Origin of the sequence: Myxococcus sp. MISCRS1, from assembly GCF_026626605.1 — a bacterium.
In the GTDB taxonomy this organism is placed as follows: Bacteria; Myxococcota; Myxococcia; order Myxococcales; family Myxococcaceae; genus Myxococcus; species Myxococcus fulvus.
On sequence record NZ_JAPNKB010000001.1, the window covers coordinates 2,434,961 to 2,460,402 of the forward strand.

The following is a 25,442-nucleotide window of genomic DNA, read 5'->3' on the forward strand; positions in this document are numbered from 1 at the left end:
ATAACTGGGGGGTTGTTGGTTTGACACCCCCCTCCCCGCCTTCTACGCTTTGATCCAATGGCAAGGGCCGGGAGAGCCGTGAGGCGTATGCGCACTGTCGGAATGGTCGCCGTCGTCGTCGCCACAGGAGTGGCCGTCGCGCAGGGGCCGGTGCCGTCTCCCCGAGCCCCCGCCGCCACCGCCACGCTCGAGAAGGCCAGCGAGGTGCCGGACGCGCAGAAGCTGGAGCGCAGCACCCAGGCCCTCGGCGTCATGCGGGACGTGCTCCGCCAGGTCATCGGCAAGGTGGAGGAGGCGCGCCGCACCAAGGACGTGGTGAAGCTCAACTGCGCCAACGAGAAGCTGACCCAAATCAAGGGACTGCTGCGCATCTCCGAGCAGGCCGACGTGTCGCTCCAGGAGTCGCTCACCCGGCGCGAGGTCTCCACCAGCGAGCATGAATTCACCAAGGTGATGATCGCCCGGCAGAAGGTCGGACAGCTGCGCTCGGAGGCCGAGGAGTGTATCGGCCAGCTCGCCTTCCGCACCGACGAGAACCTCTTCATCGAGGTCGAGGAGCCGGAGAACCTGCCGGGTGGAGACCCCACCCGCCCGCCGCCTCCGGACGTCGTGCTCGTCCGTCCGCCACCAGCCAGCCCCGTCAATTAGCCCCCGTGTGCCCTCTGGCTCATCGGACGAGTGCCCGTCCTTTGTCGAACAATTCTTCGGACCCTGAAAACGCGCGTGCTATGACGCCCCGAGTCGCGGGAAGCCAATCCAAGTCATGACGCTGCGAGGGACATTCTGGGGCACGGTCTGCGGGCTGGCGCTGACAGCGCACGCCGGCGTGGCCTCCGCCCAGGAAGCGCTCTCCGCGCCCGCTGCGGGCGGCAATGGCATCAAGGTGGGCAACGGCCGGCTGCACCCGTACTTCGAGCTGGAGACGCGGGTGGACAGCGGCGTGGGCTACTTCGGCCGCACGCAAGGCGAGAACTATCCCGGAGGCGTGTCCCCCGACTTGTCCGGTGAGGTGGCGCTGCGCTTCCGGCCGGGCTTCAAGCTGGACATCCCGTCGCAGAAGCTCGCGTTCAACCTGAACGCCAACCTGGACTACGTGCTCTTCACCGGCTTGATGACGCCGGGCTCGAAGGCGGCCTCTCACATGGAGGGCGCGGCGGACCTGTCGGCGCGCCTCAACCCGGAGGCTCCGCTGTCGCTGGAGCTGTCGGACCAGTTCGTGCGCTCGGACCGCACGCGCACGGCGGCCATCGCGGCGGGAATCCTGAGCCTCTACAACGAGGCGCGCGTGAAGATGCCGTGGAAGCCGGGCGGCGGCGCGGTGGAGGTGACGCCCAACGTCGCCTACGCGGTGGAGTTCTTCGAGCCTTTGGCCGCCCAGGCCCCCGTGGACTGCGGCGACGGCGTCTGCGACCCCGTGCGCGCGGACCAATTCGACTACGGCAACCTGCACCTGGGGCTGGAGAGCCGCTGGCGCTTCCTGCCGAAGACGGCCTTCGTGCTCGACACGGGCGTGGACGTGCGCCGCTACTTCAACGACGGCGGTCCGGACGCCCAGGTGGCGCGAGCGATGGTGGGCGTGGCGGGCCTGGTCTCCCCCAAGGTCGCGGTGACGGCGAAGGCGGGCTGGGCGCAGACCTTCGGTGACGTGAGCGGCGGGACGGTGATTGCCCAGCTGGAGGGCACGTACCTGTACAGCCAGACGTTGACCTTCAAGGGCGGCTACCTGCGCATGCTGGAGCCGGTGGCGGCGTACGGCACGTTCCGGGACGACCGGGGCTACGCCGAGGCGCGGGCCCTGTGGGGCGGCAAGCTGACCGTGCGCGTGGCGGGCATGGTGGACTTCCTGAGCTTCGAGGGCAGCCGTGGGGACACGGTGGTGACGGTGGACGCGGGGCCCGAGTACCAGTTCCGTCCGTGGCTCACCGGCGCCTTCGGCTACACGCTGAGCAAGCGCTCCTCCAACGTGGAGGGCGGCGGCCTGAACTACACGCGGCACGAGGGGTATGCTCGCCTCGCCGTGACGTACTGAGCGCCCGAGCCACCGGGCACCCTCCCCTACCTGGGTCTCCTCCCGGATGAGAACGCTCCGCCTGTCCCTCGTCGTGCTGCTGTCCGGCGTGCTGTCCGCGTGCTTCGGCTCCGCGCAGCGCCCTCCTCCGCCCGTGCCCACGCCCGCCGCGGAGGCCGGTGAGGCCCGAACGGGAGGCGGCACGCTGGGGCCTGGTGACGTGGTGGAGGTGCGCGTGTTCCAGGAGCCCGAGCACTCGGGCACCTGGCGCCTGTCCCCCGAGGGCACCATCGACTATCCGCTGTGCGGCAAGGTGCCGCTGCGCGGGAAGACGCCCAGCACCGCGGCGGACGCGCTGCGCGAGTGCCTGTCGCGCTACGTGCGCAGGCCGCAGGTGTCGGTGCTGATCCGCGAGTACAACTCGCAGAAGGTGTTCGTCTTCGGCGAGGTGCAGAAGCCCGGCACCTTCCCCGTGGATGGTGAGATGTCCATCGTCCAGGCGATTACCCTCGCGGGTGGCTTCACCAAGCTGGCGGCGAAGAACAACACGCTGGTGACGCGCGTGGTGGATGGGCAGGAGCGCAAGATTCGCGTGCCCGTCGAGGACATCGGCGTGGGGCGGGAGAAGAACTTCATGCTCCAGCCCGGCGACATCGTCTTCGTGCCGGAGAGCTTCTTCTAGGCAAGACTCGACCCGCCGCGGTCTCGTTCAAGGAACTCGGCTCCGAGTTCCCGCGGACCTGCTCAGGTCGCTTCGCACCCGTCTCGTCGCGGTGTGCTCGCGCGGTGCAGACTGCGAGGTGCATGCGCCACCTCGTGCTCATCGGCTCCGAGTCGTTTCCCTTCGTGCGTGACGTGCTCCGCGCACAGGCCACTCACGCGGACGTGCGTGTCGTCGAAGTGTCGCTGGAGGAATGGGGCGGCGCTGTCACGCCGTGGGTGGAGGTGGTCGGCGGACGCTTCCACGCGGGGCTCATCGGCCCGTGGGGTGAGCTGGAGCTGGGGCCCGAGGATGTCCTCTGGTGCCTGTCCGAGGGCGCGCTGCCGCCAGCGGAGAGCGACTACCTGCGCTCGGAGCACGAGGCCCTGCGCGACGGCTTCCACACATGCTGTCCCGCGCGGGTCATCAACCGACGCGGTCTGCTCTCACCGCTGTGGACGACGGCGATGTGGCGGGTGATTGCACAGAAGCTGCCGTTGCCCGAGGCCACGAGTGTCCTCGCGCCACCCCACTTCCACCTGGGCACACCGCCCGAGGACGGACAGCGGTGGACCCGCTGGCCCGAGGAGGTGGGGACGCGGCAGGGTGAAGTGTGGTGGACGGTGCCCGAGCCCGGCCCGCTGAGGCAGGCCCTGGTGATGGGCTCGCACGTCACGCTCTGGCCGCTGGAGTTCGAGGAGTCGCCGCCCGTCCTCTCTCCCTCGCTGGAAGCGGACCTCACGCGACTGGCCGCGGACTGCGGCGCGGAGGTCCTCGAGGTCCTCCTGGTGACGTCGGGCACACCAGAGGCTCCGCGCTGGACGGCCCTCCAGTTGGGCACGTCGCCCGAGAGCCTGGAGCGCCTGCTGGCGCAGGAGGACGCCGCGGCCCTGGCGCAGGTGGAGCGATTCCTCGCCGAGCGGCTCACGAGCACGGAGGTCGCGCGATGATCCTCGTCATGGGGCCCGTGGACGAGCTGCTCACGGCGTTCTTCTTGAAGCACCTCACCGACACCGGACGCGAGTACCTCTTCGTGGACGAGCGCCACCTGGGCGTCGACGTTCGCCTCGAGCTGGAGCTGCCGCAGGGACCTCCGGGACTGGGCCGTCTGCGCGGCGCGGTGTGCTTCCCCACGTGGCGTGTCGGGCTGGAGCGCATCTCCGGCATCTACTCGCGGCTAGGGACGGGCAACCTCGAGCAGGCGCCCACGCCCCAAGTCCGTGCCGAGCAGGCCCACGCCGCGGCGCTCCTGGACCTGTTCCCCGGGCCCGTGGCCAACCGCGCCACCGCGATGCTCTCCAATGGCAGCAAGCCGTGTCAGTACGCCGCCATCCTCGCCTCGGGCCTGCGCGTGCCGGACACCCTGGCCGGAGGCACCTGGGAGCGCTGGGAGCACTTCGCGCGAGGACTGGACGGAGACCCCGTCATCAAGTCCGTCAGCGACGAGCGCTCCCTCGTGAAGCAGGTGTCGTGGGAGGCCACCCGCGCCTCGGCCCGACCCGGCAAGCCGCTGGCGCCGCACCAGTTCCAACAGCGCATCCCCGGCAACAATGTCCGCGCCCACGTCATCGGCGCACACCACGTGCTGGCCTGCCGCGCGGTGACGCAGGCCCTGGACTACCGCCACCCCGACATGACGGGCCACGCGGTGAGCCTGGACGCGGTGGAGCTGCCCGAGCCTGTCGCCCAGGCCTGTCGCAACCTCTCCCGCAGGCTCGGCCTGGACCTCGCCGGCATCGACCTCATCCAGCCTCCGGGTGGCTCCTCGCGGCCCGAGGACTGGGTCTGCCTGGAGGTGAATACCTGCCCGGGCTTCATGTGGTTCGAGCAGAACACGGGCCTGCCCATCTCCCGGCAACTTGCGGATTTCCTCGACGCTCCGTTAACCTGATGACGCTGTAATTTTCCTGGGTCATGGGAAACCCGGAAAGCAACGAGGGGGCATCACATGTCGAAGCTGTCGACCGAGGCAGGGCTGATTTCGTCGAGCGATCTTCCGAAGCTGGCCGAGGCGGGCCACGTCGCGGCGCCCACGGTGGGCCACAGCGCGGAGGAGCTGCGCCAGGCGGTGCAGGCGTCGCTCGCGGAGCAGTGGTCGCTGATGGGCGTGGTGGATTCGGCGAAGAAGGCGTCGGATTTGGGCAAGAAGGCGGCGGACGCGCTCACCGACAAGGGCAAGGACATCGAGGACAAGGCCACGCAGCAGGAGAAGGCCGCCCGCGATGAGGCCCACCGCAAGATGAACAACGACAAGTCGAAGAAGCACGGCAAGGAAGTGGGGGCGCAGGGGGCCACCACGAGCGCCTTCGCGCGGGCGCTGTCCGAGCTGCGCGGCTGAGCCTCAGGGGCGGGGCGTCCAGCCCAGCTCGTCGATGAAGTGCCTGGCCTCGGAGAGCAGCTCCGGGGCCAGGGCGGGCGCGGAGGCGATGACGTCTCCGCGCATCACGCTGAAGGGAGCCCCCGTGACGTGGCGGATGACGCCTCCGGACTCCTCCACCAGCAGCGAGCCCGCGGCGATGTCCCAGGGCTTGAGCCCGAACTCGAAGAACCCGTCGAAGCGGCCCGCGGCCACGTAGGCCAGGTCCATGGCGGCGCTGCCCGTGCGGCGCATGCCCTGGGCGCGCAGCACGAAGCGGGTGAAGAGCCCCACGGGGCCCTCGGGATTCTCGCGCACGTCGTAGGGAAAGCCCGTGCACAACAGCGCGCGGTCCAACCGGTCCACGGCGCTGGCGCGCAGGGGACGTCCGTTGAGCGTGGCGCCCTGCCCTCTCGCGGCGGAGAAGAGCTCGTCCAGCATCGGGTCGTACACGGCGCCCGCCACGACGCCGTCCTTCGACTCCACGGCGACGCTGACGCAGAAGTGCGGCACGCGGTGGGCGTAGTTGGTGGTGCCGTCGAGCGGGTCCACCAGCCACCGCAGTCCGTCCGAGCCCGCCGACGCGCCGCTCTCCTCCGCGAGGATGGCGTGCGTGGGGTGTCGCTCACGGATGAACGCGAGCAGCGCCTCCTCGGAGGCACGGTCCGCGTCCGTCACCAGGTCGATGCCACCCTTGAGCTCGATGACGCGCTCGCCGAGGAAGCGGTCGGCGAGGATTCGACCGGCGAGGCGCGCACCCTCCTCCGCGGTGCGGCGCAGCTCGGCGGGGCTGTCGTCAGACATTCGGGCTCCCACGGCTCACGGCGCGGGCTCGGCGAGCAGCGCCTCGAGCTCCGACTGGTACTTGGTGAGGAACTCCTCGTTGAAGCCCTCGTGGACGTGACGGACGACGCCGCGCCGGTCGATGAAGTACGTCGTGGGCATGCCGCGCACCTTGAGGGTGCGCTCGGCCACCTGGGCGTTCTCGTCGAGGAGGATGGGCAGGCCCACCTTCACCTCTTTCAGGAACGCGGGGATGGCGCGCGAGTCCTCGTCGATGTTGAGCGCGTAGACCTTGAGGCCCTTGTTCGCGTACTCGCGCTGGAGGTTCTCGTAGAAGGGCAGCGCGTCCTTGCAGGGCTCGCACCACGTGGCCCACACGTCGAGCAGCACCACGCTGCCCTTGTCGCTGGCCAGGTCATACGGCTCGCCGCCCGGGTAGCGCTTCACCTGGAAGACGAGCGGCGCGTTGCGGTCCTCCGCGCCCTTCGCGTCGACGCCCGAGGGCGCCGGCTGCGTGAGGGGCGGCATCGACGGAGCACGGGCACAGCCGGCGAGCGACAGGGCACCGAGGACGACGGGCAGGCACAGGCGCATGTCAGGTCCCCTCCCCGAAGCGGGCCTTCAACGCCACGAGCAGCTTCTCGATGAAGCCACCGAAGGCGCCGTTGCTCATGACCAGGAGGATGTCCCCGGGCTGCGACTCGCGGGCGACCAGGTCGACCATGGCCTGCACGTCGGTGGAGCCCTCGGCGGCGATGCCTTGCGCCTGCAGGTCGGCGACGAGCTTGCGCACGTCGAGCTCCTCGCCCACGGGCACCTTGTCGTGGCGCTCGGGCACCTTGAGGCTGGCGCGGGCGGCGCCGGTGAAGGCGTGGGCGTAGTCCTCCTGGTGGATGTTGCGGCGGCTGGTGTTGGAGCGGGGCTCGAAGATGGCCCACAGCCGGCGCGTGGGGTAGCGGTGGTGGATGGCGGCGATGGTCTCGCGCACTGCCGTCGGGTGGTGCGCGAAGTCGTCCACTACCAGGACTCCACCGGGCTCGCCGCGAGGCTCCTGCCGACGCTTCACGCCGCGGAACGTGGCCAGGCCGCTGGCGATTTCGTCGAAGGACAGGCCCAGCCCCCGCGCGGCGGCGATGACGCTGAGCGCGTTCTCCACGTTGTGCAGTCCGCCCATGGGCAGCGTCACGGTGCCGAGCACGGCGCCGCGCTCGACGACCTCGAACCGCGCGCCCTCGGGGCCGAAGGTGACGCTCTTGGGGACGTAGTCCGCGTCCGCGCCCTCCTTGGCGATGTACGTGACGACGCGGCCCTTGCAGCCCTCACGCGAGAGCTTCACCGCGTTGGGGTACGCGGCGCAGACGACGAGCTGGCCATCCTCGGGGATGAGGCGCACGAACTTCTCGAACGTGGCCTCGTAGTGGGGCAGGTCGCGGAAGATGTCCGCGTGGTCGAACTCCACGCTGGTGAGGATGGCGGTGCGCGGGCGGTAGTGGAGGAACTTGGAGCCCTTGTCCCAGTAGGCGGTGTCGTACTCGTCGCCCTCGACGACGAAGTGCGCGCCCTTCCCCACCCGGTAGTTGCCCGCGTAGTTCTGGGTGACGCCGCCCACGAGGAAGGACGGGTCCTTCCCCGCCTCGACGAGCACGTGGGCCATGAGGGACGACGTCGTGGTCTTCCCGTGGGTGCCGGCGACGACGATGGAGTGCGAGCGCTCGAGGAAGAGCGAGCCCAGCGCGGCGGGGAAGCTCATCTGCTGGAGGCCGCGCTCGCGGACGGCGGTGGCCTCGGGATTCACGCGGCGGATGACGTTGCCGATGATGACGAGGTCGGGGTTCGCCGCGTCCAGGTTCTCCGGACGGTAGGGCGAGGCGGCGGGGATGCCCCACGCCTTGAGCATGTCGCTCATGGGTGGGTAGACATTCTCGTCGCTGCCGGTGACTTCGTAGCCGGCGGCCTTGAGCATGCCGGCGAAGGAGCCCATGCCGGTGCCCGCCACGCCCACCAGGTGGACGCGGCGCACACTGCCGGGCTCGAGGGTGTCGAGGACGTTACCGTTGTCGTCAGCCATGCGTTCCCTGCGAGATGGCGGTGAGGCCGAGCGCCTCCACGACGAAGTCATGGAAGACGGGTCGGAAGTCGCGGATGCGCAGCTCCTGGCGGCCATTCGCCACGCGGTTGGTGACCAGCGCCACCACCAGCGAGCGGCGCAGGTCCACCCAGAGGCTCGTTCCAGTGAAGCCCAGGTGCCCGACGGCCCCCGGAGGTGAGTCGCCCACGAAGCGGCCCGCGCTGGAGCCCACTTGGGACGGCGAGTCGAAGCCCATCGAGCGCGTGCTGCCCGCCACCAGCGGGTCCGTGGCGAGCACGCGGTGCCACAAGGGCCCGGGAGCAATCACGGGGCTCGTCCCCGCGCAGCCCTCGAGCACCGCCTGGCCGAAGCGCGCCACGTCCACCGCGGTGCCGAACAGGCCCGCGTGTCCGGCGACGCCGTCCATCACCCAGGCGTTGTCGTCGTCCACTTCGCCCAGGCGCGTGGGCGCGGAGGGCACGTCCTTCCACAGCGTCTCCTGTCCCGGCGCGGGCTCGCGGGGGCGCGTCGCGCCCGTGGGAGCGGGCGTGGAGTCCGCGGGGAAGTCGGTGAGGCGGTGGAAGCGGGCCTGGAGGCCGAGGGGCTCGGCGACGTGGCGGGAGAAGAGCGTGTCGAGCGGGGCGTTGGCCGCGCGCGAGAGGATTTCGCCGAGGAGGATGAAGCCCACGTCGCTGTAGGCCGTGCGCGTGCGAGGCGGCGCGGCGAGCGGCGTGGCGGCGGCGGCCTGGAGGACCTCGTCACGCACCCGGGCGCGCGTGGCCGAGGGGCACGCGGCGTCGAGCAGCTCGGGGTGTTGGGTGAGGGCCTGGGCGAAGAACGGGACGAAGGGGGGCAGGCCGGAGCGGTGGTAGAGCAGGTCCGCGACGGTGGCGCCCGCGTCGCCCACGGGGGAGCCGGGGAAGAAGCGGGACACGAGGGTGTCGGGGCCCACCTTGCCTTCGGTCCACAGGCGCAGGAACAGGGCGGTGGTGCTGATGACCTTGGTGAGCGAGGCGAGGTCGAAGCGGGTGTCGCCCGAGGCCTTGCCGGCGACGCCGCCGAAGACCTGGATGCCGCGGTGGAGGACGACGGCCTGGGCGGCGGGGAAGACGCCGATGCCCACGGCCTCGTCCAGCAGCGTCTGGAGGACGGCGATGGGGTGCTGTTCGGGAGGGGCGCTCATGGGCGCACGGCTCCTTCGAGGAAGGTGAGGCGCGCGGCGTCCGCGTCCAGGTGGACCTGGGTGCCGAGAGCCACGGGGTAGTTGAGGGTGCCGTGGCCGATGGGGAAGCCCGCGGCGCAGGGCAGGCCCGCTTCCTGCGCGAGCCCCCGGAGGACATCGGCGCTGGAGTACTCCGCGTTGCGCTCCTCGCAGGCGGTGAAGTCACCGAGGACGATGCCGCGCACGCGGGAGAAGACGCCGGCGAGGCGCAGCTGGGTCCACATGCGGTCGAGGCGGTAGGGGCGCTCGGTGACGTCCTCGAGGAGGAGCACGGCGCCATCGAGGGGCGGCAGGTACGGGGTGCCCAGGAGGCAGGCGAGGACGGAGAGGTTGCCGCCGACGAGGTGGCCCTCGGCGGAGCCGGGGACGTAGGTGGCCGAGCCCGAGAGGGGTGGCGGGGGCTCGGGGGATTCGAGGAGGCGGAAGAAGTACTCGCGGACCTCGGGGGGCTGCTTGCCGAGCTGGGTGAGGACGGGCCCGTGGATGGAGACGCGGCCGAGGGCCTGGAGGGCGCCGTGGACGGAGGTCAGGTCCGAGAAGCCGGTGAAGAGGCTGGGGGCGGCGTCGGCGAGGGGCAGGTGCGGCAGAAGGCGGGCGCTGCCGTAGCCGCCGCGGGCGCAGAAGATGGCGCGGGCGGAGGGGTCCGTCAGGGCGTGGCCGAGCTCCTGGGCGCGGCGGGCGTCGTCACCGGCAAGGTAGCGGTGGACGGAGGAGATGTCCGGGCGGAGCGAGGGGGTGTAGCGCTCGGCGATGAAGGCGAGGCCGGCCTCGAACAGCGGGCGGTCGAAGGGGCCTGCGGGGGCGACGACGTGGACGGTGTCGCGGGGGCGGAGCGGGAGGGGCTTGAGCCAACGCACGGGCGCTTCATACCACCCGGGACGCGGGGGGCCTCGGGATTCGAGACCGGGTGTCCGTCGGAGCACGGACACCGAGGTCGCTCGAAGCCCCCTCCCCTACCCTGCCGAGCGTTCGAGGACGGCGGCGAAGAAGGCGTCGGTGCCGTGCAGGTGGGGGGCGACGAAGAGGAAGCCGTCGCGGACGCAGGCGTCGGGGAGCCAGCCCTGGCCGGGGCGGACGGAATGGAAGTCGGGGCGGGAGGCGAGGAAGGCGGCGACGACGTCCTGGTTCTCGGCGCGGTTGACGGTGCAGGTGGCGTAGACGAGCCGGCCGCCGGGGCGGAGCAGGTCCGCGGCGCGGTGGAGGAGCTCGAGTTGGAGGGGTGGGAAGCGCGAGAGGACGTCCGGGGAGGCGCGGAAGCGCAGGTCGGGGCCCCGGCGCAGGGGGCCGAGCTCGGAGCAGGGAGCGTCCACGAGGACGCGGTGGGCGTCGAGGCCCGGAGTGGGTGGGGAGCGGAGGACCTGAATGCGGGTGAGGCCGGCGCGGGAGGAGCGCTGGAGGAGGCGGTCGAGGCGCTCGGGGTCCGGGTCATGAGCGAGGAGCTTGCCGGAGTCGCGCATCTGGGCGCCGAGCAGGAGGGTCTTGCCGCCGGCGCCGGCGCACAGGTCGAGGACGGTCTCGCCGGGTTGGGCGTCGAGGAGGAGGCCGAGGAGCTGGCTGCCCTCGTCCTGGACCTCGAAGCGGCCTTCCTGGAGGGAGGACAGCGCGTAGAGGTTGGGGCGGGGTCCATCGACATGGAGGGCGAGGGGACTCCAGACGCCGGGGCGGGTGGAGACGCCTTCGGAGCGGAGGCGGGAGGCTAAGTCGTCCCGGGAATTGCGGAGCGGATTCGTACGCAGAGTGATGGGACCTGGGACGTTAAGGTGGGCGCAGAAGGCGTCTGCGTCCGGGCCGAATTCCTGGGAGAGGTGGTCCGCGAGCCAGTCCGGCAGGGAGTAGCGGAGGGCGAGCGAGGGGGGCGGAGTGGGGTTGAGGAAGGGCGTGGAGTCCTCCCCTACCCCGGCGAGGGAGGCGGACTCGGGGGCTGGGAGACGGGCGAGGCCGTGGAGGAAGGCGAAGAGGAGGAGCGGAGGTGGGGCGGCGGGCTGGTCGAGGAGGAAGTCGAGGCGGCGGCGCCAGAGGCCAACGTTGAAGATGACCTCCTTGAGCGCTTGGCGCTGGGGGCTGGAGAGGGAGCGGTGGGCGCGGAGTGTGCGGTCTACGACGCGCTCGGCGGGGCCGCCGGCGAGCACGAGGGAGAGGGCCTCGGAGGAAATGGGGGCGAGCCCGGCCAGGGCAGACCAGGGTTGGACCTGGAGCCGGGAGAGTGGATCAAACGGGACTGTTGACAGGGGAGGCTCCGTTCTTTAGAAAGCGCGTCATCGCTGCGGCGCCGTTACCACAGCGAGGACATATTCCCCGATAGCTCAGCCGGTAGAGCGGGTGACTGTTAATCACTAGGTCCGTGGTTCGAGTCCACGTCGGGGAGCTGAAAAAGAAGGCCCCGCCAGAAACTGGCGGGGCCTTTTTATTTGCTGTTTTGCACTGAGCATTGACCGGTTTGCGCAAGAAGCCCAAGGAGTTCCGCTTCACGGCCTAATCGAACTTGCTTACGCCGCTAGAGCGACTTCCGGTCAATGGACGTTCGTTTCGCGAGAACAGCAACTTCTGAACTCTCGACCAGCAGGTCCGGTGCAGAAGCGACAACGCTCAACCCAAAGACTGCTGTTCCTCAAAAAAGACCTGCCGAGGATGGAAGAGGAACAAGACCGCTCAGCGCGTTGCTGGCGGGCCCTTTCCATCAAGGCAGTGACACGACCCAAGGTACCTGACACCGTAGACGCACGATGAACGCACGAGTTAACGACCGTGCCCAACATCGCTTCGACACGGCACCATGGTTCCTTTCACAAGTGATTCAAGCCTTGGACGCGCACAGCACTGGCTATGGGCGCTGGCCCTTCCCTTCGTGGTCCTCCTCTGGCTGGTGCTTGTCGTCACTCCCGTCTGGTTTCAGGCCGCGCGGGCCTGCTTCCCGAACTTCGACCTGGGCATCTATTCCCAGGCGGTGGCGCGTCTGTCGTTGGCCCAGCCCAACCCGTGGATCAGCGCGCGCCAGGTGTTCATCTTCAATGACCACTTCGACCCCATCCTCTGGGTGGCGCATCCGCTGGCGCGGCTCGTCCCGCCGATGTGGGCCGCACTGCTCGTCGAAGCCCTCTTCGTGCTGCTCACTGTGGCGCCCCTGCTCTGGCTCCAGACAAAGGGGCTGCTGAGCCGCCGGACCCTCGTCCTGCCCGCAGCGATCCTACTATTGAGTCCCAGCGTGGTAGAGGCCCTGAAGTTCCCCGTCCACCCCACCACGTGGTCCGTGCTGCCCTGGGTGCTAACGGGCGTGGCCTTCCATCTGCGCCGCCCGGCGCTGCTGCTCACCTCGCTGGTCCTTCTGTTTTCCTGCAAGGAGGAGTTCGCGTTCGGCGGCATCATGTTGACGCTCGCGCTGCTCCTGCGGGGCGAGCGCGGCCTCGCCACAGGGGTGGGCGCGCTGTCACTCGCTTGGCTTACGGGCGTCTACGGGCTGCGCCCCTGGCTCCTTGGCCCCACCGTGGATTACGGCTTCCGGCTGGGACAGGGAATGGAAGGCGGCTGGCTGCACTACATCTCGCTCCGGCTGGCGCCACCGCATTTGTCACGAATGGGCACGTTGGTACTGCTGTTCGTCCCGCTGGGACTCTGGGCGTGGCGCGAGCGCGTGAGGCCGGACTGGGCCTGGCTGCTGGTACTCCTGCCGATGTTGGGCATCCGCTTCCTCGCCATGTCCTGGCGGTTCCACTACGGCCTGTCGCTCGTCGCCGCGGCGCTCATGGGCTTCCTGCCAGTGCTCCGCGCCCGGAGGCCACCCGCGTGGGTCCTCGCTTCCACCGGCGTCATCCTTCTCGCCAGCAACGAGCCGAACCTCCGGAAGCTCACGAGCTCCCTCACCTCCCCGCTGACCTCTCCGCGTCACTGCCCTGCGGAACCGGAGCGACTGGCGAGTCTGGCTCGAGGCCTGGACCTGCTCCACCAGCACCGCGAGGGCTCGGCACTGCTCGGCAGCAATCTCGTCGCGCCGCTGGCGGACCGCGACGACATCTACGCCGTGGGAGGTCCTCAGCCCGACGAGGGACGCGTCCACGAGTGGGTGCTCGTTGAGAAGCCTCCCCATGGCGACGTCTGGCCCCTGACATCCGAGCGGGTGAGCGAACTCATCGACGTGTGGCGCAAGGACGTAGGCACACAAGTTCTCATCGACGACAAGTATGTCTTCATGGCGAAAGGGCGATTCACCGCGCACTACTAAGCCCACGTCAACAACTCGAGCCCCATTCTTGGACTCGTCGTCCTCGAACAGCCATGGCTAGCCCGGACAAGAAACACCCCACCAATCTTTACGTGTCGAAATTCGCATCACGACAGATCAGTCACACATCTCCTCACGCGGGCGACACACAGCCAGACGAGTCAGGGCGACCACAGAGCATAACGAATGTGCGGTGAGCGTCGATCAGCATGCGTTAGGCCCTTATTTCCCCTTCGAGAATTTACACCCGACACTGTAACTCACATGCCCAGAAACCAATTCCGCATCACCGTCTTCCTTGCCACGCTACTCTGCACCACAATGGCACTCGCCGATTCGTTCGACAGGACTTTCGTTTACGAAGCAGAAACCGAACTTGCACACGAAATTGGATACCTCGACGCATCTGGCTGGGCCGCAAGCGTCTCGAACCAGAACTCCGGCTATCTTGTCTTCGGGCCTTACGCGACAAACTGGGGAACGGGTGCCGGCAAGGCCGTCTTTCGGCTCATGACCGACAACACAACCAGCAACAATCTCGCCATAGCCAAGCTAGAAATACACTGTCACAACAGCGACAGAACCATCGCATCCCACGACATACTAAGAGGAGACTTCTCATCCCCCCTTCAATACCAAGAATTCGAGCTCTGGTTCGACCTCGCACCATGCGTTTCAGAGCAAATGGAGGTTCGCCTGCGCTGGCTCGATCGAGCATTCATGAATATCGACAAAGTCACAGTCTACATCGACGATTTCAGCGCAGGCGAACCGGCGATCAAGAACCTCTCACTAAGCTCGATAACCCACGTCAGCACCTTGGTTCGCCGAGCAGTCGAAGGCCTTGGATTTGGAACATATGATCCCGTTGCATCCCAACTCAGGAGAGACGGACCCAATACCGGCGACCTCATTTTTGTAGGGCGTCACTACATGGCATGGATCGACCAAACAGGCTTCTATGGGAAAATGAATGCCCTTTGGCTCCTTAACGGGGCCACAGGAAACTCTCTAGAATTTCTCCATGCAGAGCCCTCCACAAATCGCCCGATAAACTTCCTCGGGGTGGCCGAAGATGGAAATGGGACCTGGCTACCAGGATACAGCGGCGCCGAGCATTTCGAGTTGCCACACGAAATTCCCGAGCCGGAGGAGGATCCCAATGGGAATGGACAGTGCGACACGGACGAATCTTGCCAAGGAACTTCCTGCGTACGACGCATCTGCAACTGGTACAGCATCAATGAAGCTGACGCCGTCACGGACAACGACATCCCACTCTGGACAGCATGCAACAACAACCGCATCGCATGGGCCAGAAAACTCGCCGCAACCGTGAACGAGCTGACCCCAAGCTCTCTCAAGTTGGCCTACAGAGCCCCCATCACTAAAGAGACTGACGCAGCACGCGATGGCATTCGTGATGGGGACCGGTGCCACCAAAACATGCTCTTCACTGACGGAGTACGTCGTCCCGTCTACCTTCATCTCGGCTACATTCTATACGGCGACCGAAACTACTTCGATCGTACATATCAGTTCGAGAATCCAGCGGGTAATCCGGGCTTTGGCGACGAAGTCTGGTCCGTCATTGGAGGCATAGTCTTATCAAAGCTCCCAGCAACGCAACCAACCAAAGCAACTCTGTTCCACACAGTCCGACCAGACGACATCACAATCACAGGCCCTGTTCTTCCATACACTTTTCCAGCCAACCAATGGACTGCTCGGATCCCGCCCGTTCTACCAGTCCAAGACGAGCCATGGAGTTGGGCTGGCACTTCACTTTCCTGGAGCGCTCGAGGAAGAGCTTCACGCGGGGACTCCATCAAGCTGGAATCTCTAGGACCTTCCGATAACGATGGCAATGGGTTCTGCGCATGTTATGCCCACGGAGGAATGGAGATTGGAGGAGGAGTTCTCAATCGAGGCATCTCAATCCCGATTGGGGGCGGGACCCGCTCCATAGAGACAACACGCCGCATCAGCTTTCCGTCCGACTTCATTCTCCCATTCGTCTATGAGGCCGAAGGAAGCCAACTCGCGAAAGCGATAGGGCGACAAGAAGCAGATGGATGGTCAGCAAATACAGCAACTGACAGCCAAGGCTACCTCATTTACGGTCCATATGCAGACTACTGGGGAGATGGCCCGATGACGGCGGTATTCCGTATGCTGATCGACGTCACGACTACTGGAGGAAACGTCGCGACGATCGAAGTCTACGACAGCACCTCCAACACTGTCATAGCATCCAGGACAATCGCCCGTTCCGCATTCATCCAGTCGTTCATGTACCAGAACTTCCCGTTGGATTTCTCACTGAATGGCCGGCTACGCCATCAAATCGAGACCCGCCTGAAGTGGCATGACACCTCGTACTTGAGGGTCGACCGAGTCTCGATTTTCGACCGGTAATCAGACTCGGCTTCGATCAAGCTCGACACCAATGGTGCTCCTAACCCCCTTCAGGGAAGTCGGGTAAGGGTCTGAGGGGTTACGTCATGGAGGGGGTGTCCATGGCGTGGCAGCCAAAGCACTGGACGGCCCAGCAGCTTGAGGAGCGGCGGCTTGCGGCCGGGCGACTCCTGTGACGGGGGCAGCTGTCGCAGGTGGAGGTAGCGCGCCGTGTGGGGGTCAGCGAGGCCTCCGTCAGCCGCTGGGCGCGGCGACTGTATGAAGCAGGCGGCAGTCCCCGCGGGTTGAAGGCGAGGCCGCGCACGGGCCGGCCGTCGAAGTTGAGCGCGGACGAATGGCGGCAGGTGGCAGGGCTGGTACAGACAGGGGCGCGCACCTGCGGTTTCCCGACTGAGCGCTGGACGCTCACGCGAGTGGCGCACCTCATCCACCGCACGTTCGGAGTGCTCTACCACCCCAATTACCTGGCCGAGCCCCTTCATCGGCTGGGTTTGAGTCCGCAGCAGCCCCGCACGCGGGCCAAGGAGCGTGATGATGCGTTGGTGGAAGCATGGCTCAAGCGCGACTGGCCCCGTATCAAAAGGGGGCTCGAAGAAGCGAGCGGGCCATTGCCTTCGTGGACGAGACGGGTAGTTCGTTTCGGGCCCGCGTAGCGTCTACCTGGGCGCCGTCGGGCACCCGCCCACCTTGCGCCGGCGTGACAAGCGGCGCGAAGTCTCCAGCATCGTATCCGTCCGGTCAGCGACGTGGCGTAAGCGGTTGAAGACGGACGAGGTCCGTGCCCGGTAGACGCCACGACCGGAGGGGTGTTCAGGGAATGGGTTGGAGGTGCGACTCGGGAGGACCTGTGGTCTGCCGACGCTTCCACTCGTGCGGCAGCAGCTCTGCGATGCGCGAGTTGGGATGCGTCTGGACGCGTAGCAGGACGTCGGCCAGGTACGCCTCGGGATTGACGCCGTTGGCCTCGCAGGTGGCCACCAGCGCGTAGAGGCCCGCAAGGTTCTCTCCGGCGGCTTCGTGCCCGACGAAGAGGAAGTTCTTCCGGCCCAGAGCAATGGGAGTTTCATTGTGCGTCACCTCTGCGGGGCGTTGTCGACCGCTTCACGCGACGGCGGGGCTTGCTCGCGCCGCGAGGGCTCCTACGTCGCTTGTGGACGGCCTCAAGCACGTGTGTCGCTCGCAGGTCCTCCGCTCGAATCTGCCACGGAGCATCCGGCATCACCTGCTTGGCGGGGAGAAGCCCACACTGGATGAGTTTTCGAATGGCTTGGTTCGGCACGCCGAGGGCTGCGGCAGCATCCCGCATGGTGAGCCAGCCGCTGTCCTGCCGGCCAGAGGCGTAGGCTGGAATTCGGGCCGTCCGTCGGTACGCAGCGACGCGCCTATGGGTCCACGCAAGGCCGTGGCCAGTTCGGTGGCCCGCCTGGTTGAGACGTACCGCCATGGCCGCGTCCGACTGCTCGCCAGCCATCGCACGAATCATCGCATCGGCGTCGGCGGAGGCACGCTTGCGGTGCTCTCCCGTGGCGGGCTTGCGTGCTCGCACCTCTGAGTGCTGCCCACCCCGCCAGTGAATGATGAGCACCAGCTCTCGGCGAGCATCGTCGATGTCGACGACTACCTCCTCAATCAGGGTACGCACCAGTCGCTGCTTCAAGGCGGCATCCGCCCCTGAGGCGTCCCATGCTGTGCGCAGGTCGCCTGCCAAACGTAACAGCGCTTCGCGGTCCGGGACGGAGGCAGACGAAGGCTCCCGCTCACTGACGCGCTGCTCGCATGCACGCAGTTGCGTGAGTGCCGCATTCCATCGCGCTTCCAACTCGGCGGCGACGAGTCGATTGTCCGGGTCAACGGCTTCGTAGCGACGCTGTGCGAGACGCACCTCGTAGTTCGCCTGCTCCTTCTCGAGTTCGAGGGCGCGCCGCCGCTCGGCGTGTTGCTGCTGGGCAAGGTCCATGGCGGCTATTGCTGCTTCCACGGCGACGGGAGCGACGGCTCGCAGCACCTCGGCCGCAACGAGGTCGTCCGGCCGAGAGGAGCCGAAGGAGATGCAGGGCGCGGTGCCGTGGGCCTCCCGGCCCCGGTGACAGAGGTAGCGCGCGCGGCGCGGCGGACGCCCGGTGTACGCCACGAGGAGCATGCGCCCACAGCGGCGGCAACGCAGCAGGCCCGAGAGCAGGGCTCCTCCGCCTCTTGCCGACTTCGCGCTGCCAGCAGGGCGGCGGTGCGCGTTGCGCCGCAGGCGTTCCTGGTTGCGCTCGAACTCTTCCCAGCAAATGTAGCCTGCATGATGGTCTCTCAGCAGCACCGTCCATAGGTGCATGGGACGGGGGTGCCCGTAGCTCTTCGTAAGGCGCCCCTCGACAAGCTGGGTGCGCTGGGTCGACTTCCCATACGCATACACGCCTGCGTAGACAGGATTCTGTAACACGCTGATGATGTTGCGGTAGGTCGGTGGCGTCCAGCACCTGGGTGCCCCCCACCGCTTGCCATCGCTCGGCCGTGGGAACAGGTGGCGCTCACGGCACATGGACAGATGCACCTGCCGTGCGCTCTCCAGGCGCGCGAAGAGTCGGAATACCGTACGGATGGCTTCCTGCACGCGCCGGTCCGGGTCTATTTCCAAGGCAGGCCCCTGGGCCCACAGGTAACCGACCGGCACGGGAATATGGAGTTCCCCGCGCCGTGCCTTGGCCTGCGCTCCGTCGATGAGCCGGCGGCGCATCAGGGTCAGCTCGAATTCACTGATGGTCCCCTTCAGCCCGAGGAGTAGCCGGTCATTCGGCACGCTCGGGTCATAGGCACCGTCGCCGTCGACAACGCGAGCATCCACAAGGCCACACAACTCCAGGAGGTGGTGCCACTCACGACCGTTGCGCGCCAGCCGGGAAGCCTCCAGGCAGAAGACGGCTCCAACGCGGCCCTGGCAAAGTTGTGCTACCAGCGCCTCGAAGCCCGGACGGGCGATCGTCCCGCTGGCCGAGCGGCCAAGGTCTTCATCGATGGTGACGACGTCACGGAATCCGTAGGCGCGCGCCAGGTCAGCGAGCGCATACTGGCGGCGCTGACTCTCCACGTTGTCCTGAACCTGCGCGACGGTGGATTGACGGACGTAGACGATGGCGCGCCGCTGCAGGACCGTCTCCGGCAACTCAGTACGGTTCATCGCCGGCCTCCGTCGCGGCGCCGTCGCCGCGGCTTGGCGGAGGCACCGTGCTCAGCAGGAACTGCGCGAGCAGCAGTACCACTTGGTGGTGCTGCTCTTCGGTGACCCGGGGACTCGGCGCCCTTCCGAGCGGGAGCGAGAGCTGTTTCGGCTTCCTTTCCTGGTGGTTGGCCATGCGCGACCTCCACCCTCAAGCCTGAGGTGGTTGCCGACGCGTGCTCGGATGCCTGCGCGTCGAGCAACCGGCGCAAATCGCGAAGTGCCTCCAACGAAACCGTAAGACCTCGCCGTGCCCCGTCGTGACGGACCGAGCCGCTCATGAGACCACCGTTGGCCACACGCCAGGAGGTGGTCCGTGGAGTTGGAGAAGGAGTTGGAGCAGTTCCGCCAGGAAGCGCAGCGGTTGAAGGCAGGGAGGCGCAGCGGCTCATTGCCGTTCCCCGAGGCGCTGCGCGCCTTCGCGGTGCGCTACGCCGAGCACACCGTGGCGGCGGGTGGGACAGTGACGGACGCGGGAAAGAAGCTGGGCGTGTCCGGACCGACGCTCTACGAGTGGCGCAAGGGCCGCTCCCGTCCGAAGCCCGTTGAGACAAGCGCGGCCCTGGTGCCGGTGCGAGTCAGCGCACGTCCCGCCGCAGCTGCGGGGCCGGGAGTGCAGCAGGTAGTGCTGGTGTCGCCGGGCGGCTGGCGAGTCGAAGGACTGAGCGTGGAGAGCGCCGCGCAGCTACTGGGGACGCTGGGGTGCTGACGCTCACGCGCGCGGTGCGCGTCTTCGCGTACGCGGCTCCGGTGGACATGCGCCGGGGCTTCGATGGATTGAGCGCGCTCGTCGAGCAGCAGTTGGGACAACAGTTGCTCAAGGGCGACGTCTTCCTCTTCGTCGGTCGGTGTCGGCGTCGAGCCAAGGTGCTGCACTTCGACGGCACGGGCCTGGTGCTGCTCACCAAGAGGCTCTTCCGGGGACGCTTCGCCAGGCCCTGGAGCGAGGAGGGCGCGCAGGCGGTGGAACTGACGGTGAGTGAGCTGTCCCTCTTCCTGGAAGGCTGCGAGCTGGCGGGGCGGTGGAAGCTGTCGCCTCCGGCCGTGGACGACAAAGTCCTTGCGATAGGCGGTGTGATGTAGCACCCAGCAGGGGAGTCATGACGCGCGTGGAGCAACTTCGAGACTTGGAGACGGCCAAGCAGGTGGCCAGCCTGCTGGAGGCGGAGAATGCCCGGCTGCACCAGCGCCTCGAAGCCCTCGCCCTCGAGAATGCCCGGCTCAAGGGCGAGGACGCGCAGGCGCGGCTGCAACTGGAGCTCGCGGGACTCAAGGAGCAGTTGGCCCTCTTGCAGAAGCGTCTATTCGGCGCCTCCAGCGAGAGGCACGGGGAGAAGCCCGCGAAGCCTCCGCGCACGAAGCCGCAGCGCGGCCACGGCCCCACGGCCCAGCCTGAGTTGAAGGTGCAAGAAGTCCTGCTGCCGCTGGACGAGGCGGACCGTCTCTGCGGCCTGTGCGGCGGAGGCCTGCACACGTGGGAGGGGCAGACGGAGGACTGCGAGGAAGTCACCGTCGTCGAGAGAAGCTTCGTGCTGCGTCGTGTGCGTCGGCAGAAGTACCGCTGCCACCAGGGCTGTGCGCCGGTGACGGCCCCGGCGCCTCCGCGGTCCATTCCCGGGGGGCGCTACTCGCTGGACTTCGCCGTCTATGTCGCCCTCATGAAGTACGGCTTCCACCTGCCGCTGGCCCGTCAGCAGCGGCTGTACCTGCGCGAGGGCCTGGTGGTGGAGGCGCAGACGCTCTGGGACCAATTGGACGCGCTGGCCGGCCACCTGCAGAAGTCCTACGAGGCGCTGCTGGCCGAAGTCTTCACCTCGCCCGTCATTCACGCGGACGAGACGTACTGGCTGCTCTTGGAAAAGGGGCCGGGCACCAAATGGTATGCCTGGACGGTGGCCTCACCGGACACCGTCTTCCACCGCATCCTCCCCAGCCGCTCCGGCGCGACGGCCAGGGCGGTGCTGGATGACTACGCCGGAGTCGTCCTGGTGGACGGGTACGCGGCATACCAGACGGCGACGAAGTCCGGCCCGGACGGGCCCGCCCCCGCGACGCTGGCCTTCTGCTGGGCGCACGTGCGCCGCAAATTCTTCGAGGCGAAGCAATTCGCGCCCGCTTGCGAAGAGGTGCTGAAACTCATCGGCGAGGTGTATGCCATTGAGGCGGATCTGCCCGGCTGGTACGCCCTCTCGGAAGAGATGCGCTCGGTCGCGCTCGCGCAGAGGCTCGCCGTGCGCCAGCAGCACTCCGCGCCAGTCGTCGAGCGCATCCGGCAGTGGGCCCTGGGGCAGCGAGCCGCCCCGGGCAGCGCGTTCCGCAAGGCCCTGGAGTACATGCTGAAGCTGTGGGACGGGTTGACCGTCTTCTTGCGCAACCCCGTGGTGCCCATCGACAACAACCACGTGGAGCGACAGATGCGCGACATGGTGATGGGCAGGAAGAATCACTACGGCAGCAAGTCCCAGCGAGGCACCGAGGTCGCAGCGATCTTCTACTCCCTCATCGAGACGGCACGCCTGCGGGGTGAGGACCCCGGGCACTATCTGCGGCGCGCTGCTCTCGCCTCCATCGAGAACCCAGGCACAGTCACACTTCCGAAGAGTCAGGACTGACACCCGCTCCCCCGCCGTCCCGAGCCGGTCAGCACGGCGCCGGGACGGGGCACGGCGAACAGTTACGAAGTTGTCGCCTCGGCGGCGAGGCCGAGCTGACGACGCCTTGGGGGCGATAGCAGACAGGACGCGGTGCCGTACACGGATGCAGTCAAGACGCAGCTGGTGAAGCGGATGGTGGGCCCGGGCGCTGTAAGCGCCGGGGCAGATCTCGCCTGATGGCCTATCCTCGCTCGGAGTTCCTGCGGACTAATGGTGGGCTTTGTCATCCCGCTCCCGCCTCGCTCCTTCTGCTCGGAATTCCTTCTGCAGGGGACGTCCTGCGGCCTTCGCGTAGTTGTGACGGCTCAGCCCCCGGAGGCATCATTTGACGGGGCCTCGACTGGGCGTCCACGCATCGTGACGGCCCGCGCACTCGCCCACCCCGCTGAAACAGGGCTTTGTCAGTGGGCTTCACCAGAGCGCTCTCCCCTGTCGGCGCCCCCAGTCGTGCGGCTTCGACCTGTTGCCGCTTCGGGACGCTCATCCGATGGGTCCGTGAGTTCCTCCAGGCATCACATGTCACGAGCCTGTCACCGCCACGGTCACGAGGCTTGCCTCAAGGCCCACCCCTCGGGGTGCAGACCGCCCTTCGCGCCCTTGCACCGCGCGCGGATATCCCTGGGCTTCTCGTTCTCCAAGGACTCAGCGTGACCGCATGGACAGGACTGCCACCATCTTTCGATGGCACCCGACGATTCCAACCATTTCACGGCAACTTTCCCGTGTCATGACAGTCGATTGCGCTTCGCACTTCGGGGTCCTTCACATGGCCAATTCCCGGACCTCCAGTCCGGTGTGTCGACACCCCGATTGAAACACCATGACTCCATTCCGAAGTCTGTGGCTCGCGGCCGCGCTGCTGATGGCCGCCTGCGAAACGACTGAGCTCGCGCCGCCCGACGACGTCCAGGAGGCGACGACGGCCCAGGGCCTCTCCACGCTCTCCGTGCGAGGAACCACCAGCGCGAGCGGCCTGGCCACCACCACCCTCTCCATCCCCACCCCCGTCGGTACGGCCGCCGGAGATGTGCTGGTGGTGCAGCTGAGCAATCGCGAGGCCGTCGCCGCCATCGCCACCCCACCCGCTGGCTGGACGCTGCTGCGCTCCGAGCAGAGCGCCTCGGCCATCAAGTCCTGGCTCTTCCTCCGCGTGGCCAGCGCGGCCGAGCCCAGCAGTCACACCTTCACCCTCGACCTCGCCAGCGCCATGGCGGCCACCCTGGTCGCGGTGTCGGGCGCGGATCCGCTCCAGCCAATCGACGTTCACGTGGGCCAGAAGAATGGCAACAGCGCGAGCCTCGAGCTGCCCGTCGCCACCACGTCGTCCGCGAATGGCCTCGCGGTGTGGTTCTCGGCCCAGGTCTGGGGAGGCACCGCGTGCCCCGCGGTCCACACCCCTCCGGCGGGCTTCACCGAGCAGCTCGACACCTGCCTCGTCTCGTCGACGCGCGGCGTGCTGCACAGCGCCGCCACCTCGCAGCTCGGGGCCGCGGGTGCCCAGCCCGCCTTCACCGGCAGCTCCACGCTCCCCAACACCAACATCACGCATGCAGTGGTGCTGCGTCCCCTCCAGCCACCGACCACCGGGGAGATCACCCTCGTCGGCACCGCGCACGCGAGCGGCAAGACGGTCACCAGCCTGACCCTCTCGACCCCCACGGGCGTCGCCGCCGGTCACGTGCTGCTGGCGCACCTTGCGAACCGTAACCAGATCGGCGCCGAGCTCACCCCACCCGCGGGTTGGACGCTGGTGCGCACCGACATGAGCAGTTGGAGCATCCGCGGCTGGGTCTTCGTCCGCGTCGCCACCGCCAGCGAGCCCGCGAGCCACACGTTCCAGAGCTCCCTCGCGAGCTACCTCGTCGGCAACCTCGTGGCGTATGCCGGCGTCAATCCGGTCAACCCGATCGACGCGCACGCCGGCAAGAGCACCAGCGGCTCGACGACCTTCACGACGCCGCAGCTAAGCACCTCGACCGCGGGCGGGGCCGCCGTCTGGTTCGGCGCGCAGGCGTGGACCGGCGCCGCGTGTCCGACCTCGGCGATCGAGCCCCCCGCGGGCTTCACCGAGACCTACGACACCTGCCTGGTGTCCTCGTCCCAGGGCCTCGTCTTCAACGCCGCCCTCATGCCTCTCACCGGTGCCGGCCTCCAGGGACCGTTCAACGGGAGCTCGACGTTCGCCGAGACCAACGTCGCGCAGGTCGTCGCCCTTCGCCGCGCCGAGGTCGCGCCGTCCTCGGGGGTCGCGTTGCGTGGGAGCTCGCGCAACAGCGGCCTGTCGCTCGCCTCACTGTCGATTCCCAAGCCGTCGGGGACGGCGCCCAACGACGCGCTCATCGCGCGGGTGATTGTGCGCAACAACATCTCCGCGACCGTCACGCCGCCCGCCGGCTGGACGTTCCTGCGCTCGGAGCAGAGCGCCTTTGCCATCCGCACCTGGATCTTCTACCGCGTCGCGGGCGCCTCCGAGCCCGCGAGCTACACGTTCGGACTGGACGCGACCACCCACATGGCGGGGAGCGTGGAGGCTTTCAGCGGCGTCGACCCGGTCCAGCCCATCGACGTGCACGCGGGCCAGAAGAACGGCGACTCCGCGTCGTTCACCGTGCCCGACGTGGTGACCGGCAGCGCGGGTGGGCTCGCCGTCTGGTACGGCTCACAGGTCTGGCCGGACGCCACCTGCCCTACCACCGGCATCGAGCCGCCGCTCGGCTTCACCGAGTCCTTCGACGCGTGCCTGGGTCACGCCAACGGACTGCTCTTCAATGCGGCCTACCGGTCGCTCACCGCGCCGGGCCTCCAGACGGGCCTCTCCGGCAGCTCCGCGTTCGCGCAGACCAACACCGCGCACGTCGTCGTCCTGCGCGCCGCCAACGCCCCCACCTGCGTGGTCGGCGACACGTACGCGACCACCTTCACGCTCCAGGGCACCGTGACCGCGCCGGAGATCGTGGAGCCCTCGGGCCTGGCCGCGAGCCGCGTGGTCGGCAACGCGCTCTACGTGCACAACGAGGACACAACCGCCATCGTCGCGATCAACACCCTCAACGCGAGCACCCTCGGCACGTTCAACGTGACCAACGTGACGCCGGCCGACTGGGAGGACCTCGCGACCGGGCCCTGCCCGAGCGGCTCGTGCATCTTCATCGGTGACATCGGGAAGTGGAGCGCCAACTTCCCTCCGGGTGGCACCCCCACGTCGTTCACCATCTACCGCGTGCCCGAGCCGGATCTCGCCAACGGCCAGACCTCGGGGGGGCTCGTCGCCGAGGCCTTCCCGTTCGTCTATCCGGACGGCGCGAAGGACGCGGAGTCGCTGATGGTGCACCCCACCACCGGGGACATCTACGTCGTCACCAAGGACGGAGGCACGGGGAAGAGCGGCGTGTACAAGTTCCCCCGGCCGCTGACCCCGGGCGTGCAGGCCACGCTGATCCACGTCCACACCATCCAACTGCCGCTGAACGGAGACGCCAACTTCTCGGCCGCGACCGCGGCGGCGATCCACCCATGCGCGGATCGCTTCCTCCTTCGCACCTACCGCACCGTCTACGAGTTCCGTGCGACGCCGGGGCTTGGCTTCGAGTCGGCCATCTTCGCGACGCCCGTCACGCTGACCGACACCGCCGAGGGCCAGGGTGAGGCGATGGAGTACGAGGCCAACGGCGCGAGCTACTTCACGATGAGCGAGAGCCCCTCGCCCTTCAGGCTCAAGCGCGTGCCCCTGCGGTAGGACCGCGTCCACACGCCAGGGAGCAAGGCCGGTCGTGGGGCACGTCCCCATGGCCGGCCTTGCGGTGCCGGGCAGG

At 67.9% G+C, this 25,442-nt stretch carries 22 protein-coding genes, 1 tRNA gene and 1 pseudogene; 15 read left to right on the top strand and 9 right to left on the bottom strand.

All coding sequences use genetic code 11. The features are described 5' to 3' along the window. Positions 1–87 precede the first annotated feature (87 nt). From OWM54_RS09275 to OWM54_RS09300, 6 genes are all read left to right on the top strand, one after another. Positions 88–648: a hypothetical protein gene (locus tag OWM54_RS09275; protein WP_141332047.1), complete on the top strand. Its 561-nt coding sequence runs from the start codon at positions 88–90 to the stop codon at positions 646–648. 115 nt (positions 649–763) lie between these two features. Beyond that, entirely contained in the window at positions 764–2,029 is a 1,266-nt protein-coding gene (locus OWM54_RS09280; protein WP_267697229.1) for a hypothetical protein, read from the top strand. A gap of 46 nt (positions 2,030–2,075) precedes the next feature. Continuing rightward, positions 2,076–2,690 (top strand): polysaccharide biosynthesis/export family protein, encoded by a 615-nt coding sequence (locus OWM54_RS09285; protein WP_141332045.1) that lies wholly within the window; start codon positions 2,076–2,078, stop codon positions 2,688–2,690. 122 nt (positions 2,691–2,812) lie between these two features. Then, positions 2,813–3,658: a hypothetical protein gene (locus OWM54_RS09290; RefSeq protein WP_223784979.1), complete on the top strand. Its 846-nt coding sequence runs from the start codon at positions 2,813–2,815 to the stop codon at positions 3,656–3,658. Beyond that, complete coding sequence (locus tag OWM54_RS09295) at positions 3,655–4,599, top strand: ATP-grasp domain-containing protein (RefSeq protein ID WP_267697230.1); 945 nt, start codon at positions 3,655–3,657, stop codon at positions 4,597–4,599. The genes OWM54_RS09290 and OWM54_RS09295 overlap by 4 nt, the downstream gene beginning before the upstream one ends. 57 nt (positions 4,600–4,656) lie before the next feature. After that, positions 4,657–5,046, top strand: coding sequence for a hypothetical protein (locus OWM54_RS09300; RefSeq protein WP_223784981.1), 390 nt, complete (start codon positions 4,657–4,659; stop codon positions 5,044–5,046). 3 nt (positions 5,047–5,049) lie between these two features. Here the strand turns inward: OWM54_RS09300 and OWM54_RS09305 are convergent, their stop codons facing one another. The 6 genes from OWM54_RS09305 to OWM54_RS09330 all read right to left on the bottom strand — a co-directional run bounded on the left by OWM54_RS09305 (position 5,050) and on the right by OWM54_RS09330 (position 11,170). Then, complete coding sequence (locus tag OWM54_RS09305; RefSeq protein ID WP_223750543.1) at positions 5,050–5,868, bottom strand: inositol monophosphatase family protein; 819 nt, start codon at positions 5,866–5,868, stop codon at positions 5,050–5,052. A 15-nt stretch (positions 5,869–5,883) separates the two neighbouring features. Further along, a complete protein-coding gene (locus tag OWM54_RS09310) occupies positions 5,884–6,441 on the bottom strand; it encodes a TlpA disulfide reductase family protein (RefSeq protein ID WP_141332040.1) in 558 nt (185 codons plus the stop codon). A gap of 1 nt (position 6,442) precedes the next feature. After that, entirely contained in the window at positions 6,443–7,915 is a 1,473-nt protein-coding gene (gene mpl, locus OWM54_RS09315; protein ID WP_267697231.1) for a UDP-N-acetylmuramate:L-alanyl-gamma-D-glutamyl-meso-diaminopimelate ligase, read from the bottom strand. Further along, a complete protein-coding gene (locus OWM54_RS09320) occupies positions 7,908–9,098 on the bottom strand; it encodes a serine hydrolase domain-containing protein (protein WP_267697232.1) in 1,191 nt (396 codons plus the stop codon). The genes mpl and OWM54_RS09320 overlap by 8 nt, the downstream gene beginning before the upstream one ends. Further along, complete coding sequence (locus OWM54_RS09325) at positions 9,095–9,994, bottom strand: S66 peptidase family protein (protein ID WP_267697233.1); 900 nt, start codon at positions 9,992–9,994, stop codon at positions 9,095–9,097. The genes OWM54_RS09320 and OWM54_RS09325 overlap by 4 nt, the downstream gene beginning before the upstream one ends. A 96-nt stretch (positions 9,995–10,090) precedes the next feature. After that, positions 10,091–11,170 (bottom strand): RsmB/NOP family class I SAM-dependent RNA methyltransferase, encoded by a 1,080-nt coding sequence (locus OWM54_RS09330; RefSeq protein ID WP_267701111.1) that lies wholly within the window; start codon positions 11,168–11,170, stop codon positions 10,091–10,093. On the opposite strand from OWM54_RS09330, the gene OWM54_RS09335 reads away from it, so the two are divergent. The 5 genes from OWM54_RS09335 to OWM54_RS43365 all read left to right on the top strand — a co-directional run bounded on the left by OWM54_RS09335 (position 11,078) and on the right by OWM54_RS43365 (position 16,424). Further along, a complete protein-coding gene (locus OWM54_RS09335) occupies positions 11,078–11,362 on the top strand; it encodes a hypothetical protein (RefSeq protein ID WP_267701225.1) in 285 nt (94 codons plus the stop codon). The genes OWM54_RS09330 and OWM54_RS09335 overlap by 93 nt on opposite strands. Before the next feature lie 67 nt (positions 11,363–11,429). Then, a tRNA-Asn gene (locus tag OWM54_RS09340) sits at positions 11,430–11,502 on the top strand. Positions 11,503–12,000: 498 nt separating this feature from the next. Next, positions 12,001–13,353 (top strand): DUF2079 domain-containing protein, encoded by a 1,353-nt coding sequence (locus OWM54_RS09345; protein WP_267697234.1) that lies wholly within the window; start codon positions 12,001–12,003, stop codon positions 13,351–13,353. 264 nt (positions 13,354–13,617) lie between these two features. Further along, entirely contained in the window at positions 13,618–15,771 is a 2,154-nt protein-coding gene (locus OWM54_RS09350) for a hypothetical protein (RefSeq protein WP_267697235.1), read from the top strand. A 185-nt stretch (positions 15,772–15,956) separates the two neighbouring features. Continuing rightward, positions 15,957–16,424 (top strand): winged helix-turn-helix domain-containing protein, encoded by a 468-nt coding sequence (locus OWM54_RS43365; RefSeq protein ID WP_420715371.1) that lies wholly within the window; start codon positions 15,957–15,959, stop codon positions 16,422–16,424. 157 nt (positions 16,425–16,581) lie between these two features. Here the strand turns inward: OWM54_RS43365 and OWM54_RS09355 are convergent. The 3 genes and pseudogenes from OWM54_RS09355 to OWM54_RS09365 form a co-directional block, all read right to left on the bottom strand. Then, positions 16,582–16,824, bottom strand: a pseudogene (locus tag OWM54_RS09355) (transposase domain-containing protein); the annotation flags it as partial. 10 nt (positions 16,825–16,834) lie between these two features. Further along, entirely contained in the window at positions 16,835–18,937 is a 2,103-nt protein-coding gene (locus OWM54_RS09360) for a recombinase family protein (protein WP_267697236.1), read from the bottom strand. Further along, positions 18,924–19,112: a hypothetical protein gene (locus tag OWM54_RS09365; protein WP_267697237.1), complete on the bottom strand. Its 189-nt coding sequence runs from the start codon at positions 19,110–19,112 to the stop codon at positions 18,924–18,926. The genes OWM54_RS09360 and OWM54_RS09365 overlap by 14 nt, the downstream gene beginning before the upstream one ends. A 180-nt stretch (positions 19,113–19,292) precedes the next feature. Between OWM54_RS09365 and OWM54_RS09370 the strand changes: the two genes are divergently transcribed. The 4 genes from OWM54_RS09370 (at position 19,293) to OWM54_RS09385 (ending at position 25,366) form a co-directional block, all read left to right on the top strand. Beyond that, on the top strand, positions 19,293–19,685 hold the full coding sequence (locus tag OWM54_RS09370; RefSeq protein ID WP_141332663.1) for a hypothetical protein: 393 nt from the start codon (positions 19,293–19,295) through the stop codon (positions 19,683–19,685). Continuing rightward, positions 19,679–20,059, top strand: coding sequence for an IS66 family insertion sequence element accessory protein TnpB (gene tnpB, locus OWM54_RS09375; protein ID WP_267697238.1), 381 nt, complete (start codon positions 19,679–19,681; stop codon positions 20,057–20,059). The genes OWM54_RS09370 and tnpB overlap by 7 nt, the downstream gene beginning before the upstream one ends. 26 nt (positions 20,060–20,085) lie before the next feature. Further along, positions 20,086–21,588 carry an IS66 family transposase gene (gene tnpC, locus OWM54_RS09380; RefSeq protein ID WP_267697239.1) on the top strand — a complete coding sequence of 501 codons (1,503 nt, stop codon included), beginning with the start codon at positions 20,086–20,088 and terminating at the stop codon, positions 21,586–21,588. Positions 21,589–22,450: 862 nt separating this feature from the next. Next, positions 22,451–25,366, top strand: a complete 2,916-nt coding sequence (locus OWM54_RS09385) for a cell wall anchor protein (protein ID WP_267697240.1) — start codon at positions 22,451–22,453, stop codon at positions 25,364–25,366. Positions 25,367–25,442 lie beyond the last annotated feature (76 nt).